This window comes from Streptomyces vinaceus (assembly GCF_008704935.1).
GTDB classification, from domain to species: Bacteria; Actinomycetota; Actinomycetes; order Streptomycetales; family Streptomycetaceae; genus Streptomyces; species Streptomyces vinaceus.
The window spans coordinates 2,471,168-2,486,025 of the sequence record NZ_CP023692.1; the positions used below are offsets into that span (position 1 = coordinate 2,471,168).

General features: G+C 69.2%; 12 protein-coding genes and 1 pseudogene. 2 read left to right on the forward strand and 11 right to left on the reverse strand.

Annotation, left to right across the window (positions count from 1 at the left end):
• Positions 1–817: 817 nt before the first annotated feature.
• Positions 818–1,024: pseudogene (locus CP980_RS35865) on the forward strand (NUDIX hydrolase); the annotation flags it as partial.
• A gap of 987 nt (positions 1,025–2,011) precedes the next feature.
• Here CP980_RS35865 and CP980_RS10730 read toward each other — a convergent pair.
• The 4 genes from CP980_RS10730 to CP980_RS10750 form a co-directional block, all read right to left on the reverse strand.
• Positions 2,012–2,476, reverse strand: a complete 465-nt coding sequence (locus CP980_RS10730) for a hypothetical protein (protein ID WP_150528055.1) — start codon at positions 2,474–2,476, stop codon at positions 2,012–2,014.
• 425 nt (positions 2,477–2,901) lie between these two features.
• Positions 2,902–3,291 carry a hypothetical protein gene (locus tag CP980_RS10735; protein WP_150528056.1) on the reverse strand — a complete coding sequence of 130 codons (390 nt, stop codon included), beginning with the start codon at positions 3,289–3,291 and terminating at the stop codon, positions 2,902–2,904.
• A 133-nt stretch (positions 3,292–3,424) separates the two neighbouring features.
• Positions 3,425–3,880 carry a Panacea domain-containing protein gene (locus tag CP980_RS10740; protein WP_150528057.1) on the reverse strand — a complete coding sequence of 152 codons (456 nt, stop codon included), beginning with the start codon at positions 3,878–3,880 and terminating at the stop codon, positions 3,425–3,427.
• 1,148 nt (positions 3,881–5,028) lie between these two features.
• Positions 5,029–5,364 carry a hypothetical protein gene (locus tag CP980_RS10750; protein ID WP_150528059.1) on the reverse strand — a complete coding sequence of 112 codons (336 nt, stop codon included), beginning with the start codon at positions 5,362–5,364 and terminating at the stop codon, positions 5,029–5,031.
• Positions 5,365–5,640: 276 nt separating this feature from the next.
• Between CP980_RS10750 and CP980_RS10755 the strand changes: the two genes are divergently transcribed.
• Positions 5,641–5,910, forward strand: coding sequence for a hypothetical protein (locus CP980_RS10755; protein ID WP_150528060.1), 270 nt, complete (start codon positions 5,641–5,643; stop codon positions 5,908–5,910).
• Positions 5,911–7,133: 1,223 nt separating this feature from the next.
• Here the strand turns inward: CP980_RS10755 and CP980_RS10765 are convergent.
• From CP980_RS10765 to CP980_RS10790, 7 genes are read right to left on the reverse strand one after another with little or no spacing between them, the layout of a single operon-like run.
• On the reverse strand, positions 7,134–7,985 hold the full coding sequence (locus CP980_RS10765; protein WP_132756794.1) for a M23 family metallopeptidase: 852 nt from the start codon (positions 7,983–7,985) through the stop codon (positions 7,134–7,136).
• Complete coding sequence (locus CP980_RS10770) at positions 7,982–9,445, reverse strand: phytoene desaturase family protein (RefSeq protein WP_150528062.1); 1,464 nt, start codon at positions 9,443–9,445, stop codon at positions 7,982–7,984. Before CP980_RS10770 ends, CP980_RS10765 begins: the two co-directional genes overlap by 4 nt.
• Entirely contained in the window at positions 9,442–11,238 is a 1,797-nt protein-coding gene (locus tag CP980_RS10775) for an ABC transporter ATP-binding protein (RefSeq protein WP_229906917.1), read from the reverse strand. Before CP980_RS10775 ends, CP980_RS10770 begins: the two co-directional genes overlap by 4 nt.
• Positions 11,235–11,411, reverse strand: a complete 177-nt coding sequence (locus CP980_RS35870) for a hypothetical protein (protein ID WP_229906918.1) — start codon at positions 11,409–11,411, stop codon at positions 11,235–11,237. Before CP980_RS35870 ends, CP980_RS10775 begins: the two co-directional genes overlap by 4 nt.
• A 1-nt stretch (position 11,412) precedes the next feature.
• Entirely contained in the window at positions 11,413–12,192 is a 780-nt protein-coding gene (locus CP980_RS10780) for a class I SAM-dependent methyltransferase (protein WP_150528064.1), read from the reverse strand.
• Positions 12,193–12,241: 49 nt separating this feature from the next.
• Positions 12,242–12,829 (reverse strand): hypothetical protein, encoded by a 588-nt coding sequence (locus CP980_RS10785; RefSeq protein WP_099889448.1) that lies wholly within the window; start codon positions 12,827–12,829, stop codon positions 12,242–12,244.
• The gene (locus tag CP980_RS10790; RefSeq protein WP_132756788.1) at positions 12,826–14,628 is read right to left on the reverse strand and encodes an alpha/beta fold hydrolase; all 1,803 of its coding nucleotides are present in this window, start codon (positions 14,626–14,628) and stop codon (positions 12,826–12,828) included. The genes CP980_RS10785 and CP980_RS10790 overlap by 4 nt, the downstream gene beginning before the upstream one ends.
• Positions 14,629–14,858 lie beyond the last annotated feature (230 nt).

Consider the following 14,858-nt stretch of genomic DNA (forward strand, 5'->3'; position numbering starts at 1 on the left):
CCAGGTTTCCCCAGGGGCCTCGGGCCGCAACGGCTCCCCTCTTACTCGTACTCGCGGAGCAACTCCTCGATCCGCCGGTTGCCGACCTCCTGCCGGCCGTCGGGGGCACTTGGCGTACCGGCCGAGCAGCACCTCCACGCTGTTGCCTGCTCGCGCCGCAATCTCGGTCGGGTCGACGCCCGCGTTGAGCCAGCCGAGCCAGGAGCCGAGCCTCCTGCCAGGCCGGTAGTACGTCGAGGACGACACCGCTCCCCCGTGCTCGCTGTAGAAGAGCCGACCGTGCGCCGCAGTCTCGAAGGTGTCGACGTGCCCCTGCAGGACGGAGACGAGCTCGGGCGGAATCGGCACGCGCCGCACTTCTTCGGCAAGCCGGCTCTTGAGCCCGCTGTCTTCATGGCTCAGGCTGGAGTCGGTCCACTGCTCCCCGACGCTCGACCGTGACCGGTTCAGCAAGGCCTCTCCCCAGCCCCGGTCAGGGAGGGTGAGATCGGAGAGGGACAGCCCCACCGCCTCGGCCGGCCGGAATCCCCCTAAGTACATTCCGGCGAAGAGCCCGACCAGGCTTCGGCCACGCGCCCGTTTGAAGCCGCCGACATAGGACACGGCACACAGCAGCGACCGCGCTTGCTCCAGATTCACCCCGACACGGGGGTCCACGTCGTTTGCGCCCTCCGGCTTCTGCCAGCCAACAGCAGACAGCGGGTTGTACTGAAACTCGCCGAGATCCCGCGTAGTGCATGGAATTGACCAAGGTCCGCCGCTTCCGGTGTACGGTCTCCGCGGCGGCAGCGGCCCCATCGGCTTGAGATCTCACCGGGTCTACGAGAACACCACCCGCGGCATCGCCGCCCTGGTCTTCCGCTGCCAGCCGCCCGGCGGTACGGAGCACACGTCGGAGGAGTCGACCGCGGTCGCCTGGCTCACCCCGGAAGAGGTGTCTGCTCAGATGTCCGAGGTCCACGTAATCCGCCTCCTGGACGCCCTGGACGAGGCCGGCCCCCACGTCCGCAGCCACGGCGGCCGAACCTGGTCCAAGCGCGCTGACCAAGCCGATCACATCGCGACCCACCGTGGGCTACGTTCCTGCCATGGTGGACCCCTTTCTGAGATCGACTCCGTCGAGGAGTTCATACGGCTGCGCCGAAGTGAGGATCCTGCGGAGCGCGACCGGTCGGCACGGGCCGCTATGCCACTGACGGTGTGGCGGCAGCTAGTCCGGAAGCATTCAGAGATGCGTTTCTGGGCAGCCCACAACCGCACGTGTCCACCGGAGATCATGACTGAGCTGAGCAAGGACGCAGACTGGCGGGTACGGCAGCGCGTACTCGGCAAACGTTCCTGCCCACCAGAAATCATGCGGCAGCTGGCGGACGATCCTCACGACGCAGTCCGTAACACTGTTGCCACCCACCCACGTTCGCCACGGTCCGCGGTCGCTCGGCTCGTCGACGACCCCTGGCCGGTAGTCGCTGAAGCGGCACGCGCCCGCCTGGCGAACTGGACCACCCAATAGCCCACCATCACGCTTTGGAGACCGCCCTCAAGGCCAAACCTCTCGGTGGTTGTTCGCCGCCCTGCCCTCTGAACCTCATGCGTGGTAAGAGTTTCCCTACTTCATCAAGCACCCGGCTGCGCTCCGCTCCGTTGGGCGGCCTTCCCGGCTCCGCTCGGGGCGACGCTCCTGCCTTCGGCCCGCTCCGCCCCCCGCTTCGCCGACGCCCGCCCCCGCGAGACGGGATAGGCCCAAGGGCATGAGTCGAGCCCCTACGGGCCGCCGGTTCCCTCTGTCACCGACATGCCTCCGGCGGGGGCGCTCAGACTCCGGGATGGCGGGGGCGCCGTACGCGGGTGCCGACCGAGTGGGGTTGAGGTGGGGAGCTCCCATCCCGTCTGCCATCGACCCGGGCAAGCCGAGCAGACACGGGCCCTGGCGGCCCGCGCCCGCTCCACATACGTGTGGGTCGACGGCAGACGGGATGGGAGCAGTGCTCAGTGTGGCTGGCCCAGCTATTTAGGCGGCAGCAGCGTCCAGCGGCGCATCTGCTGGAGGGCGGAATGTCTGATGAAGCCCGATGCCGCAGAGGATGAGCGTGAGAATCAACAAGAGCGTGAAGATCACCCATGACCACCATGAGCCAGGGAGAGTCAGGAGCCACAGCAGCGGGAGCGCGATGGACAAAACCATTAGGACTGCACCCAGATTGCTCCAGCTGCGCCGTTGCTCGACATAGGTCTTCTGGCGTGCGGCAGCCGCCGCCAGCTGAATGCGTACGAGAACGTCGAGCTGATGGACTTCGGCGTCCCACGTCCCAGCCTCGTATCCCCTGAGTTTCTCCAGAAGATCGAGGTTTCGTGTCAGATCTGCGGCCAATCTCGCGTCACGCCGGTTCTGGACGGCTCCTGTCACGAGAGGGCCAGCCGCTGCGGCTATCACTACGCCCGCCGTGCCTAGCAGTGGTGCAAGTTGGAGCGCCATGGGCCTCCCCTTCCTACGGTGGGGAGAGCGTAGGTCTGTTTCTGGCCATGCGTCTTCGTTTCAGCCAACCTAGTGACTGACTATTGATCGAAGGCTCCGTGGCCGGGCCGTCTATGGGCCGTGGGGCGGTGGGCGGAGGCAACCAAGGGCGACAACCGATGGCTGCTCGATCGCAGGTCAGAGGCTGTCCGTCCGATATCGGCCCAGGTCGGAGCAACAACTAGGGCAAGACGTAGCCCTGATGGTTGTAAAGCTCCGCCAGCCGCTCGATACAGATGCTGGCCTTCCCGACCATGCGCCGGTCCGAGCAGGTCGAACGTGGCCTCTGTGGCCCCATCGGCGACAGGTGATGCATCCGACGCTCTGACCTGCTGAGACGGGCGCGGTGCACGTGTCCTTCAGATCCACCGAAGGGCGGATCAGGGTTACTGGTCCTTGCTTGGACATACCTTGTGGTCGGGATCCCACCAGATCGGATAGAAGATCCGCGGACTGTCGCTAGAGAGCACTCCCCAGAGGCGCTCCATGTTGCCGGTGCGAAATCGGAACAACTCATCGAAGTCGTCGAGCTGGAGCTCAACTAGTCGATCCTGCGCTTCCTTGCACAGGTGATTGCGGGGGATCGTCTTGTGCTTAGGACCGCGGCGCCGGCCTCCAGTCTGCTGCTGTCGTATTTCCCGCCAGGTCAGACGTTCCATTTCCGACAGAAAGTTCACGATCTTCAATAGCGTCTGATCGGTGATCTTCCACGACCACGACCCGTCGTGCTCGCGATCCAGCAGCGCAGTCCGCCACACAGGGTGTTGCTCGTCCATTTCACCCGGCACGGCGACGCCCCGGACGCGACGGGGGACGCGCTCCGGAGCGGACGGTACAGCAGCCGTGGGGACCTGCTTGTTAGCAGGTCTCTTGTTGTTCCCTCCCACATGCCCCCCCTGATGTGGCCTATCAGACGCTCTCTGTGTCGTTTCGTTTGACCAGAGACGCATAGAAGGACTGCATCGATTCGGGCGGGATTTCTGCTTCGCTGCGCTCAGTCGGCGGTACGCCGTCGCGAGCGTCGATCCACGGGCGCTCACTATGTGTGAGGTCGCTTAGCTGCTGGGCAGTGAGCTTCGCGTAAGCGTCGATCACTGCGTCAACGGTGGCCTTCTGGTCGGCGCTGAGCTGGGCGGGATCACCGGAGGGCCAGTTATGGATCGTGAACTGACCTCGGTGCTGCGCATACAGGGCGCGTACCACCGGCCCATTCGCCCAAGCCTCGATGCGATCATCAAAGAGAGGCTGCTCGTCCCAGACGAGGGACCAAGCCTGGGAGTAGTAGCAGAGCTTCTGCAGCTTCATCGCGGACAGCGGACCGGTCTTCGTCAGGATGTACGCCGCCACGTCGTGCGCGTTCCCCATGGTGCCCCCCTTTCGTCTCGTCCCTTCCACGTTAGACCAAGCGCCTGCCTGTCGTGTTGGCGGGTGGCGTGGCGGACGAGGCTCTCCCCCAGACAGTCTCAGCGTATCCACCGGCACTGACACTCGTAAGTGGGCGGGTGAAGATGTGGACGCAATGCGACCCTTCGAACGTAGGATCGGACGGATTGCCGGTGTAATGACACGCGAGGCCTCTGACATGGGGCTTTCGCGGCAGGCTGACCAAAAATCCAAACGATCGACCGCGGCGAGAGGCGGTTCCAGGTCTCAGGCACTCAGAGCCATCGCTGTGCTGCCGGTGGTGCGGTTGACCTGCCGCCCCGATAGCGCACAGGCTTAGCCAGGACTGCTTGTGGACGGCTGGCGCGCTGCCCGTGACCCGCGCAGGCGCCGAGCCCCACAGACACTCCGAAGCCGTGTGCTGGCGGTGCCCCTGTCCGCCTTGTCTGCGCCTTCCCAGCGGCCCTCCTTGGCGAGACCATCCCGGGGTCCGATGGCCGACGACGCTGGAAGCAGGTGGGGGCGATGGCCCAAGGGGCGGTCGTGCACCAAGCCCGCGATCATGAACAGCTCTCGGTGCCAGTTACACGAGGGCGGCTGGTCGAGCTATGGAGTGGCACAGCGGAGGAAGAAGCAAGCCGAAGCCAAGATGCGGAAGCTTCGGAAGAGGAAGTAAGACGGTGAGCGGCTTGCCTCTGACATCCACGGGTGACATCAACGGGGGTGGACGCCAGCAGTGCAGGGCGGTCGTGGAGAGGTGTTGCTGCATGGGCTGAGTGGGCAACGGGCGTGGGCCGGGCGAGCTTACAAGGCAGATGTCGACGCCCTCAAGCCGTGTACGCCCCCGCCACCGGGCTCGAGCGGCTACGCCTTGAGGATGGACTGCGACGAGGCAGGCAGGTCGTCGGCCCTTGATCCAGTGAGGTGTCTCAAGGCTTGCGAGCCGAATCCCGGATTTCACGACGCTCGCCCGGAAGCTCAAGTTGGATAGATCCATGGATACCAAAGACCTCCTGGAGAGTGGCATAGCCGGCGCAGCCGCAATGTTCAGCGGGTGGGCGGCGTGGAGTGCCCGGCAAGCTGCTCGGTCCTCGGACAGCAACTCGCAGAGAGCGAACCAAATATCCGAGTCAGCTCACCGCACAGCAGAGGCCGCTCGAGCCACCGCCGATGCTGTAGCTCGGATCGAGGAGGGCCGCTTCCACCGCGAACTGACCCCAGAGATGACCGTCCAGATCCTTGTGCACGACCAGGGTGTGCCTCAGCGGCGCCTCAAGATCCACTGGCTCGGCCCTGCAGTGCTTCACCGCCTCGACTCTGTCAACATCTCGATTCGGGATGACTGGGACCGCACCACCGTCCCTGTTTTGGGAGACGGACGCGACGTCGAGGAACGCGACCGCACGATCTGGGGACCGTTGCGATTCCCGCCCCGCACCGACAATGCCGACGAGCTCGGTCGCCACCTCGGTAGCTTCCCTATGGAGCTCCACGATACGAGGGAGTTCCAGCTCGAAGGCTCGTTCCGCCCCTCTTGGTACGAGGGAGCGGAGGGTGAGGAGCGGTGGCAGAGGCAGTACTCCAGGAGTCCACTGCGCCTATGGATCACATGCACGTCGGGCAGCTACAGACCCTGGACGCTCAGCGCCGAGGTGGACAGGACCACTCTCACGTCTGCCCAGATCGGCGGCCCGGGGCGATAGATCTACCTCACGGCTCACACCGTACGCGGGGGTACCCGCATGGACGCGGAGCGAGAGGCTCGTATAGCCGAGGTGGCCGTGAAGGCGCGGCCCCTATGGGCGGAGCACCGCGATAGCGGGGTTCTGCAGGAGTTCCTGAAGGAGATCGGCTGTGACAGCGTGGACGCGGTCATGGTGACCAGGCAGGTGGTCAAGTGCAGCCTCGGCGAGGCTCAGGAAATGTTCCTCACCGCGCCCTGCCGGGCCACCGAGCTCGCCGCCCACAATGCGCTCATGGACGCCCTTGAGCGGTCTCAGGGCGCCACCTGACAGGCCACTCGTACTCCTTATTGGTCCGGGATCCTGTCCGCCCTGCGTACGCCAGCACAGGCCACGAGTTCGCGGCCGTCAGCGGTGAGGAAGAACGTATAGACCCACAACCTGTCGGACGCTGTGATCTGCCCGATCCGGATGGGCTGAGGGCGCTCACGGAGGAGTTCCTCTGCTCGTTCCCATCCCAGGGTCTCCGCACCCATCCGCTGCATGCACCGATGCCGGATCGCGAAGGTCCCTGCATGTCCGTCTGAGAGCCGCGTTCCTGCGTCCCAGACGTCGTACTCGGCGCCGTCGGCGAGGGCGGCCAAGGCAGCTGTGGACGCCGCGTCGTCACCAGCGAGCAGCCGCATCAATTCATGTCGCTCCATAGCTCCTCCCTGGGTGGCATCCTGCGATCGGCAGCCGATGCGGCGCAACCGCGTATAGCACCCGACAACACTGCCTCCAGAACTCAGAGAGCCGTGTCCCCCGCGTGCCCGAGCGGGCGGGGTTTCGCGGGGAACGTCGTGGAGCGTGTGGGAACGTGCAGGTCAGGGGGTTGGCTGGTGACTGGGTGGGCGCGTGCGCGATCTTCCAAACTAGGGCCCCAGGCGCCAGGGTGATTACTATTCCGAGGGCCTTGACTGAGAAGGGGGACCTTGTGGCCGACTATGCAGCGCATGCTCACAAAGCGCAGGAGCTGTTGGACGCGAGCGAGAAGTGGGCGAAGGGGCGGCTCAGTGCCGATCAGCTCATTGCCAGCGCTCAGGTTGAAGCCCTACTCGCCCTCGCTGCGGCAGTTGCCCGTCGGGATGACTCGTCGGGCTACATCGTTGATCAACTGAGGTAGCTGCCTCCGTGGTTTGCGGCCTATACGTGGACGGCAGTGGTCAGGCAAGGCGCTGGTAGTCGCTTGACCTGCGGGAACGCGTGAGACGCACGGGGCCTCCGGAGCCGTGTGCGCAGGTTCGAATCCTGCCGGGGGCACTTCGCAGGAAGTGCCCAAAGACCCCGCCATCAGCGAGTTCGCTGAGACGGGGTCTTCGCGTATGTGCAGCCGTACGTCGGCGGTCGTGGAAGCGGCACCCGACGGGCCTCCTCGGCGCAGCGGTTCTTCAGCCCGTGGTCAGCCGCCGGTGCAGGAGACCGCGGAGAGCAGCGACCGCGCCTGCCGCGGCGGCAGTTCCCTCCAGATTGATTCTCAGCCCCGTGCACCGCCGGTCCGGGCAGGACCGATGTCACGCCGTGAAGAGGGTGGTGTTGGAGGGGATGCCGGTTCGGGGTTCGCGGGTGCCGAGGTGGTAGTGCCAAGTGAAGGGGACGCCTTGGGCGGTGGTGGGGTCGGCGGTGGTCATGAGCTGGAAGTGGAGGTGGGGTTCGGAGGAGTTTCCGGAGTTCCCGCAGTCCGCCAGGTGCTGGCCGGCTCGGACGTGGTCTCCGGGGCGTACGCGCAGGGAGCCTCGGCGGAGGTGGGCGAAGCCGGCGACGACGTTGTCCCCGGTGTCCAGAAGGATGTAGTTGCCCCAGAGGTGGCAGGGCCAGCCGAGGCTGCGGACGAAGCCTTCGAGGTAGAGGTACGCGAAGGACGGGAGTGAGGAGCGGGTCCAGTGGTCGCGCATGCGGTGCGCGGTGGCGACGACCACCCCGTCGGCGGGGGCCAGGACCGGTTGGCCGAAGGTCGGGTAGTGCTCGGGGCGGCGGGCCAGTGGCCAGAGGTTGGTGAACGGGGGCGCCTCGGGGCCCTCGGCGGGGTGGTGGATCAGGTCGATGGCGTAGGTCTGGGCGTGGCTGTGGGTGTGGCTGGGGACCTTGTCGGCGGGGCTGTTGTGTGCGGTCCAGGGGCCTTCGACGGGGATCCGCATCGGGACCGGGGGGTGGTCGCCGGTCGGGCGCTGGCGGCGGGTCAGGGTCCAGCGCATGGTGCCGCCGACGGCGAGGAGGAACAGGCCGGTGAACCACAGGGGGCTCAGGCCGTCGGTGTTGGCGAGGACGCAGAGCGTGCCGGCGGCGAAGAGGAGGCCGTGGCGCTTCCAGAGGGTCGTCCGGAGGGTCGTCCGCGGCGGCGTCCGGACAGTCGGCCGAAGGGTCATGGTGTGGGCCTCGGGGGGGAGAGGGGCGGGGCCGTGCGCAGGCCGTGGTGGCGGCGGAGGGCTGTCCGGGCGGCGAGGTGGCCGCACATGCCGTGCACCGAGGGGCCGGGTGGGGTGGCCGCCGAGCAGAGGTAGACCCCGGGGAGCGGGGTGCGGTAGGGGTCGGCCTGGAGGGTGGGGCGGGCCAGGGACTGTTTGAGGGTGAGGGCTCCGGCGGCGATGTCGCCGCCCACGTAGTTCGGGTTGTACGCCTGCCAGTCCGCGGCGGCCCGGCCGCGGGAGGCCAGGACGGTGTCGGAGAAGCCCGGGGCGTACTCCTCGATGCGGCGGCGGACCAGGTCGACCGGGTCGCGGGTGTCGCCGTTGGGTACGTGGGCGTACGCCCAGACCGGGCGGCGGTCGCCGCGGGCACGTCCCGGGTCGGTGACCGCGGGGTCCACGACGAGGGTGAAGGGGGCGGCGCCGGGTCGGCCGGCCGCCACCTCCCGCTCCTGGCGGGTGACGGCCTCGGCGCTGCCGCCCAGGTGTACGGTGCCGGCCCGGCCGGTCAGGGGGTCCGCCCAGGGGATGGGGCCGGACACCAGGAAGTCGGCCTTCGCGGCGCCCGGTCCGTACCGGTAGCGGGTGAGGGCGCGCCGGTAGCGGGCGGGGAGCCGGTCGCCGGCCAGGCTGAGGAACTCGGTGGGGCCCACGTCCAGCAGGACCAGCGGGATGCCGGTGAGTTCGGCGAGGTCTCGGACGCGGTGGCCGGTGACGAACTCGCCGCCGTGCGCGGTGATGTCCTGCGCGAGAGCTTGGGCGATGCGGTCGCTGCCGCCTTCGGGGAGGGGCCAGCCGGTGCTGTGCGCGGTGTGGCCGAGCAGCATGGCGACGGCGGCGGAGGCGAGTGAGGGCAGCGGTCCGACGGCGTGCGCGGCCACGCCGGCGAGCAGGGCGCGGGCCTCCGGGGTGGTGAAGGGGCTGCGCGGGAGGGCGTGGGTGAGGACGCGGGTGGCCAGGCGGAGCGCCGCAACGGGGTCGCGGGGTGGATGGCGGAGATCGGAGAGGAGGAGTTCGACGACCGCGGCGGAGCGTTCCACCAAGGGGCCCATCAGCCTGGACCAGCGGGGGCCGTCCGGGCCGAGCTGTTCGGCGGTCCGGGTGAGGCTCCGCCAGGCGGCGACGGAGCGGCCGCCGGTCAGCGGGTGGGCGTACGGGATCTCGGGCTGGAGCAGCCGGACACCTCTGGAGGGGAGGTCGAAGGCGGTGAAGAAGGGGGAGGCGGCGGCCATCGGGTGGACGGCCGAGCAGGTGTCGTGGCGGATGTCGCTGTCGAACAGGGACCGGGTCCGCAGGCCGCCGCCGATGGTGTCGGCCTGTTCGTACAGGACCACTCGCAGGCCTGCACGGGCCAGGGTGACGGCGGCCGCCAGGCCGTTGGGACCGGTGCCGACGACGGCCGCGTCGGGGTGGCGGCTCATCGGGCCGGCCCTTCGGCTGCGGGGGCCAGTTGGCGGGTGGCGAGGCGGCGGTAGGTGGGATCCCGGTCCAGCAGATCGGCGTGGGAGCCGCGCGCGCGGAGGCGGCCGTCCTCGACCACCAGGATGCGGTCCGCGTCGATGGTGGCGGAGAGCCGGTGCGCGATGGTGAGGACGTGGCAGCGGGTGCCGACCTCGGCGATGGTCTGCCGGAGGGCGGCTTCGGCGTCGGCGTCCAGGTGGGCGGTGGCCTCGTCGAGGAGGAGCAGGTCGGGGCGGGTGAGCAGGGCGCGGGCGATCGCCAGCCGCTGGCGCTGGCCGCCGGAGAGTCCGGTGCCGCCTTCACCGAGGGGGGTGTCCAGGCCCTGCGGGAGGGCTTCGACGACCTGGTCGAGGTGGGCCGCGCGTATCGCATCGGCCATCTCGGCCTCGGTGGCATCGGGGCGGGCGTAGGTGAGGTTCTCCCGTACGGTGCCGCGCATCAGCGGGGACTCCTGCTCCACCAGGCCGATCCTGGCGCGGAGTTCGGCCAGGGGGAGGGCCGCGGTGTCGGTGCCGCCGAGGTGGATGCTGCCCCGGTCGGGGGCGTGGAACCGTTCGATCAGCTGGAAGAGGGTGGTCTTGCCGGCTCCGGAGGGACCGACGACCGCGGTGACGCCGGTCGGGGGGAGGCTGAAGGAGATGCCGTCGAGGGTGGGGGCGGCCGCCCTGTGGTGCCGGAACGACACCTCCCTGAATTCGATGGCTCCGGCCGCTTCCCGGCGCTGTCCCGGATCCGACCCCGGCTCCGCCCGCGGCACCGATCCCTGTTCCTGTGCCGAGCCCTGCTCCTGCTCCTGCTCCTGCTCCTGCTCCTGCTCCTGCTCCTGCTCTATGGCAGCCAGTTCCCGGACCCGGTCCACCGCGGCGCGGCCCTGCTGGAGTTCACCGAGCGACATGAAGAGCATGACCAGGGGGCTGACCAGGTAGAACAGGTACATGATGAAGGCCGTGAGGTCTTCGATGGGGAGTTCTCCGGTGGCCGTGCGGGCCATGCCCCAGGCGATGACCACGGCCAGGGAGACCTGGGTGCCCACGTTCATCGAGGGCATGAGCAGGGCCGTCAGCCGGGTCACCCGGATGCCGCTGCGGCGGGCGGCGTCGGCCAGTTCGCCGATGCGTTCGGCTTCGCGGGCTTCGGCGCGGGATGCCTTCACCGTGGTCAGGGCGCCCAGGACGCGCAGCAGACCGGAGCCGAAGTCGCTGGTGTCCTCCCGGTTGGTGACGGCGGCGGCCCGGACCGCGCGGGCCAGGCCGAGGGCGACGGCGGAGGCGACGCCGAGGCAGCCGGCGGTGACCAGGAGCATCTGCCAGTCGATCCAGGCCATCACGGCGACGCAGCCGATGGTGGTGAGGGCCGAGGTGATGATCTGGGAGAGCGAGGAGGACAGCGCGATCCGGGCCACCGAGGTGTCGGCGACGGTACGGGTGAACACGTCGCCGTGTTCGAGCCGGTGGAAGGCTCCCAGCCGGGAGTGCAGCAGCCGGCCGGTGAGGGTGGTCCGCATGTCGAGAACCATGTTCTCGCCGGCCCGCCCGATCAGGTAGAAGTGGCCGGCGGCCAAGGCCGCGTCGGCCGCGAACAGGCTCGCGATGAGGACGATCGGCCAGACCGGAGAGCGGTCCAGGGCGACGGCCTCGATCAGGTCGCCGATGAGCAGGGGCTGGATCAGGGTGGCGGCGGTGCCGGCCACGCCCAGCAGGATGCCGGTGGCCAGGAGCGTACGGTGCCGGGCCGCGATCGCCGCCGTGTTCACTGCCGGGCCCGGCCCGCGGCGATGGCGGCGACGACCGCGACGGCGGTGCCGAAGATCAACCCCTTGGTCCAGGACTGGCTGGTGAAACGGCCGTCCTCGCGGAACATCACGGCCATGACGGGTACCGCCACGGCGAGGGCGGCGACGAACCATACGGCCCGCTGGGTGCTCATCTCAGGCCCCTTTCAGATAGGTGGTGAGGAAGAGCGGGAACCGCTCGTCGTACGGGGAGAGGTCCCAGCCGCTGTGGCGGCCCTCCGGGGCCAGTCCGACGGCCAGAGCCTGGGCGTCCGCTTCGTCGGGGGTGATCGGCCGGGACAGTTCGGTGCCGACCCGGGTACTTCCGTCGGATTCGTACCAGATGTGGGAGCACTGCCAGAGGTCGGATCCGGGGGGAAGGGTGGAGTGGGTCTGGAGTCCGGTACCCGGCTCGGGGTACGGCGTGAAGAGGGTGATGCGTGACCGGCCCTCGTGGAGGGCTTCGACGGCCGGGCGGTTGCCCGTCTCGACGACCAGCCGGCCGCCTGGGGTGAGCAGGTCGGCCGCCCGACGGAACATGGCCTGCTGGTCCTGGGGGGTCAGCAGCATCGACAGGACTCCGCACACGGCGTAGACGAGGCCGTACCGGCGGTCGTCGGTGTAGGTGCGGATGTCCCCGTGAATTCCCGTGACTTCGGCACGGTTGCCGCCGGGGCCGGGGCCGGTGGTCCGGGCCAGCAGGTCGAGCATCTCCGGGGAGGAGTCCACCCCGGAGACCGGGCCGGTGCGGGCGGCCAGCGGGAGCGCGATCCGGCCGGTGCCCACGCCGAGTTCGAGGGTGCCGGACCCGGGGTCGGGGTGGAGGGCGGCGAGGGTGTCGGCGACGGCTGCCACGCTCGCGTCCGTGGGGAAGATGCGGTGGTACCAGGACGCGAACTGCGTTCCGTAGCCGATGTCCTCGACTGCGCCGGCCATGGCTGGGCACCTCTCTGTCGGTGGGTCGGACGGTGGGGTCGGACGGGGGTCAGACCGCGGTCGGGTGGCCGGCCCTCGCCGGCCGGTCCAGGGGGGTGTACGGGGAGAGGAACAGGGGTTCCGGATCCTCGCTGGTGTCGTGGCCGGAGGCGCGGACCACGGAGAACTGGAAGCCCTGGACGGTGCCTTCGGGGTGCCGTTCACGGATGGTGTGCCGGATGAAGCCGAGCAGCACCTGGTACGCCGAGTTGGTCTGGGCGGCGCCGGCGCCGCCCTTGGCGGCGAGCTGGAGCACGGCGGTGCAGATGTCGAAGACGGCCTTCTCGGGGCGGCGCGAGGCGAACCAGAACGCCTGGTGCAGCCGGCGCGGTTCGATCATCTCGATCTCCTGCCAGTCGCCGGTCACACCGGCCGGGTCGAGGGTCCGGTACACGTAGTGGAAGTCGTGGACCGCCGGGTTCGGGGCGAAGAACTTCCAGTTGGGGACGAGCGAGTACACGTCCCGGGTGCGGGGCCGGTCGAACGCCGGGTGCGGGTGCTGTGCGGCGACGGTGGCCACCAGCATTCCGGCGCCGAGCACCCGGGCCCACGCGCCCTCGCCGGTGAAGGCCGACTTCAGCAGGGCGCCGGGGTTCATCGGGCGGTTCCTTCCGTACGGGCCGCGTCCTGCGGCTGGTCCTGCAGCTCGCCCTGCCGGGCTTCGGCCGGGACACGGGCGTCCGGAACACGGGCGGCCCGGGCCTCGGCCAGGAAGGTGGCGATCAGGTCGGCGGCGCGGTGGGCGTGGGCGGCGTTGGTCAGCAGGGAGTCGTGGTCGGATCCCTCGACCACCTCGATGCCGCCGGTCTCGCCGTGGCCGGGGTGGGCGTGGGAGAGCTCGTTGTAGAGGAGCAGTTGCTCGGGGTCCTGGTCGACGGTCTGCTGCGCCGCGATGATCAGGCCGGGGACGGGCAGCGGCGCGATGGTGCCGTCGAAGGCGCGGAAGTCTTTCTCGACGGCTTCCCATTCACGTTTGCCGGCGGTCCACAGCCGGGCGTCGGTGTACTGGGCGAACACCCGCTGCCGGTATTCCTTGGGCAGCCGGTCCAGCCATTCGGGGCGGCTCATCAGGATTCCGCTACCCAGGCGGAGGTATCGGGATGCCTGCGCGATGGTCTCGCTGAGGGCCTTGGAGCCCTCGCTCTGCCGTTCCGAGCGCTGGAGTTCGGCGGGGTGGGCGGGGTCCAGGTAGACCAGGCCGGCCAGCCTGTCGGACAGCCGGTCGGCGGCCCGGCGGATGATCTCGCCGCCGAGGGAGTGGCCGACCAGGACCACCTTGCGGCCGGCCGGCAGGACCCCGCGGACCAGGTCCTCCAGGTCGTCCACGGACTCGGCGAGTTCGTACGGGGCGGTGGTGCGGCGGAGGCTGCCGCCGTAGCCGGCCCGCGCGTAGGAGACCACCGGGTGGTCGGTCTCGTTGACGAAGCGCTCCGTGATCCAGGCGAAGTGCTCGGAGGTGGAGGCCAGTCCGGCGGCGAAGACGAGGACGGGCTCTTCGCCGTGGCCGGTGCCGAAGGTGTCGCCGGTGCCGAACGCGTCGCCGGTACCGCCGCCGGTCTCGTAGAGCAGTTCGTTGCCGTGCCGGGTGACGAACCTGCGGGAGGTGGGCCAGCCCTCCAGGACGGTGGAGCGGCGCTGCGCGGCCAGCGCTGCGCTCGCCGCGACCCCGGCGGCCAGCAGCAGTCCGGCGGCCTTCACGGCCCGGTCGTCGCGGCCGGCGACGGCGGGGTGGGAGGCGGGGGTGGTGGTGTAGGCGACCATCGGGTGCATGGAGGGGAAGGCCGTCATGAAGCGGCCGAGGCCCATGATGAACCCGTTGGCGACGTGGAAGCTCGCGGCGGAGGCCAGGACGGGCCGGGTGAGCCGGCCGCCCGCGAGGTGGACCAGGGGGAAGAGGCATTCCAGGGCGAGCACGCTGTGCTGGACGTACTTGGAGGTCTTCGGGTGGCGCTGGGTCAGCTGGTAGATCTTCTCGGAGCCGTAGGTCCGTGTCCGCATGACTCCGGGGAGCGCGGAGGCGTCGCGCCAGCGTTCGCCGAGGAGCTTGACCCAGCCGGAAGCCGCGTACGAGAGGTTGGCCTGCAGGGCCACGTACCAGAGGAGGGCGTCCTGGGTCTGGGTGCTGCGGGAGAGCCGGGCGAGGCCGGTGGCGCCCTGGACGAGGGTGGCGACCTGGTCGGAGCCGTCGGTGCCGTAGCGGTGGCGGGCGGCCAGCAGGCAGGTGGTGCCGCCGAGGAAGAGGCTGCCGGCGCCGCGCCAACGGCTGTTGCCCGGCAGCAGCATGCCGACACCGACGGCCGCGCGGGCAGCGTGCAGTGCGAGGGTGACCTCGCGGTGCGCGACGGCATTGCTGATTTTCCTGATGACCGGGTTGGTGGATTCCGGGGACTTCTTCATGATGTCCCAGTCATTGAGCCCGCCGGGCTCCAGGTGTTTCCGCTGGTTCAGGTATTCCAGGGAGGAGGACAGCGTGGTGAGGGCGGACAGCCGCTCCGAAATCCCCAGGGCCCTATCCCGGGAAACCGGAACGGGCGAGAAAACCGCCGAGGCCAGTTTCCTTATGTACCGCAAAACGCGCCTACCTCTCGGCTCGGCAAATGGCTTCGATTGGCGTTCGGTTAGCATGG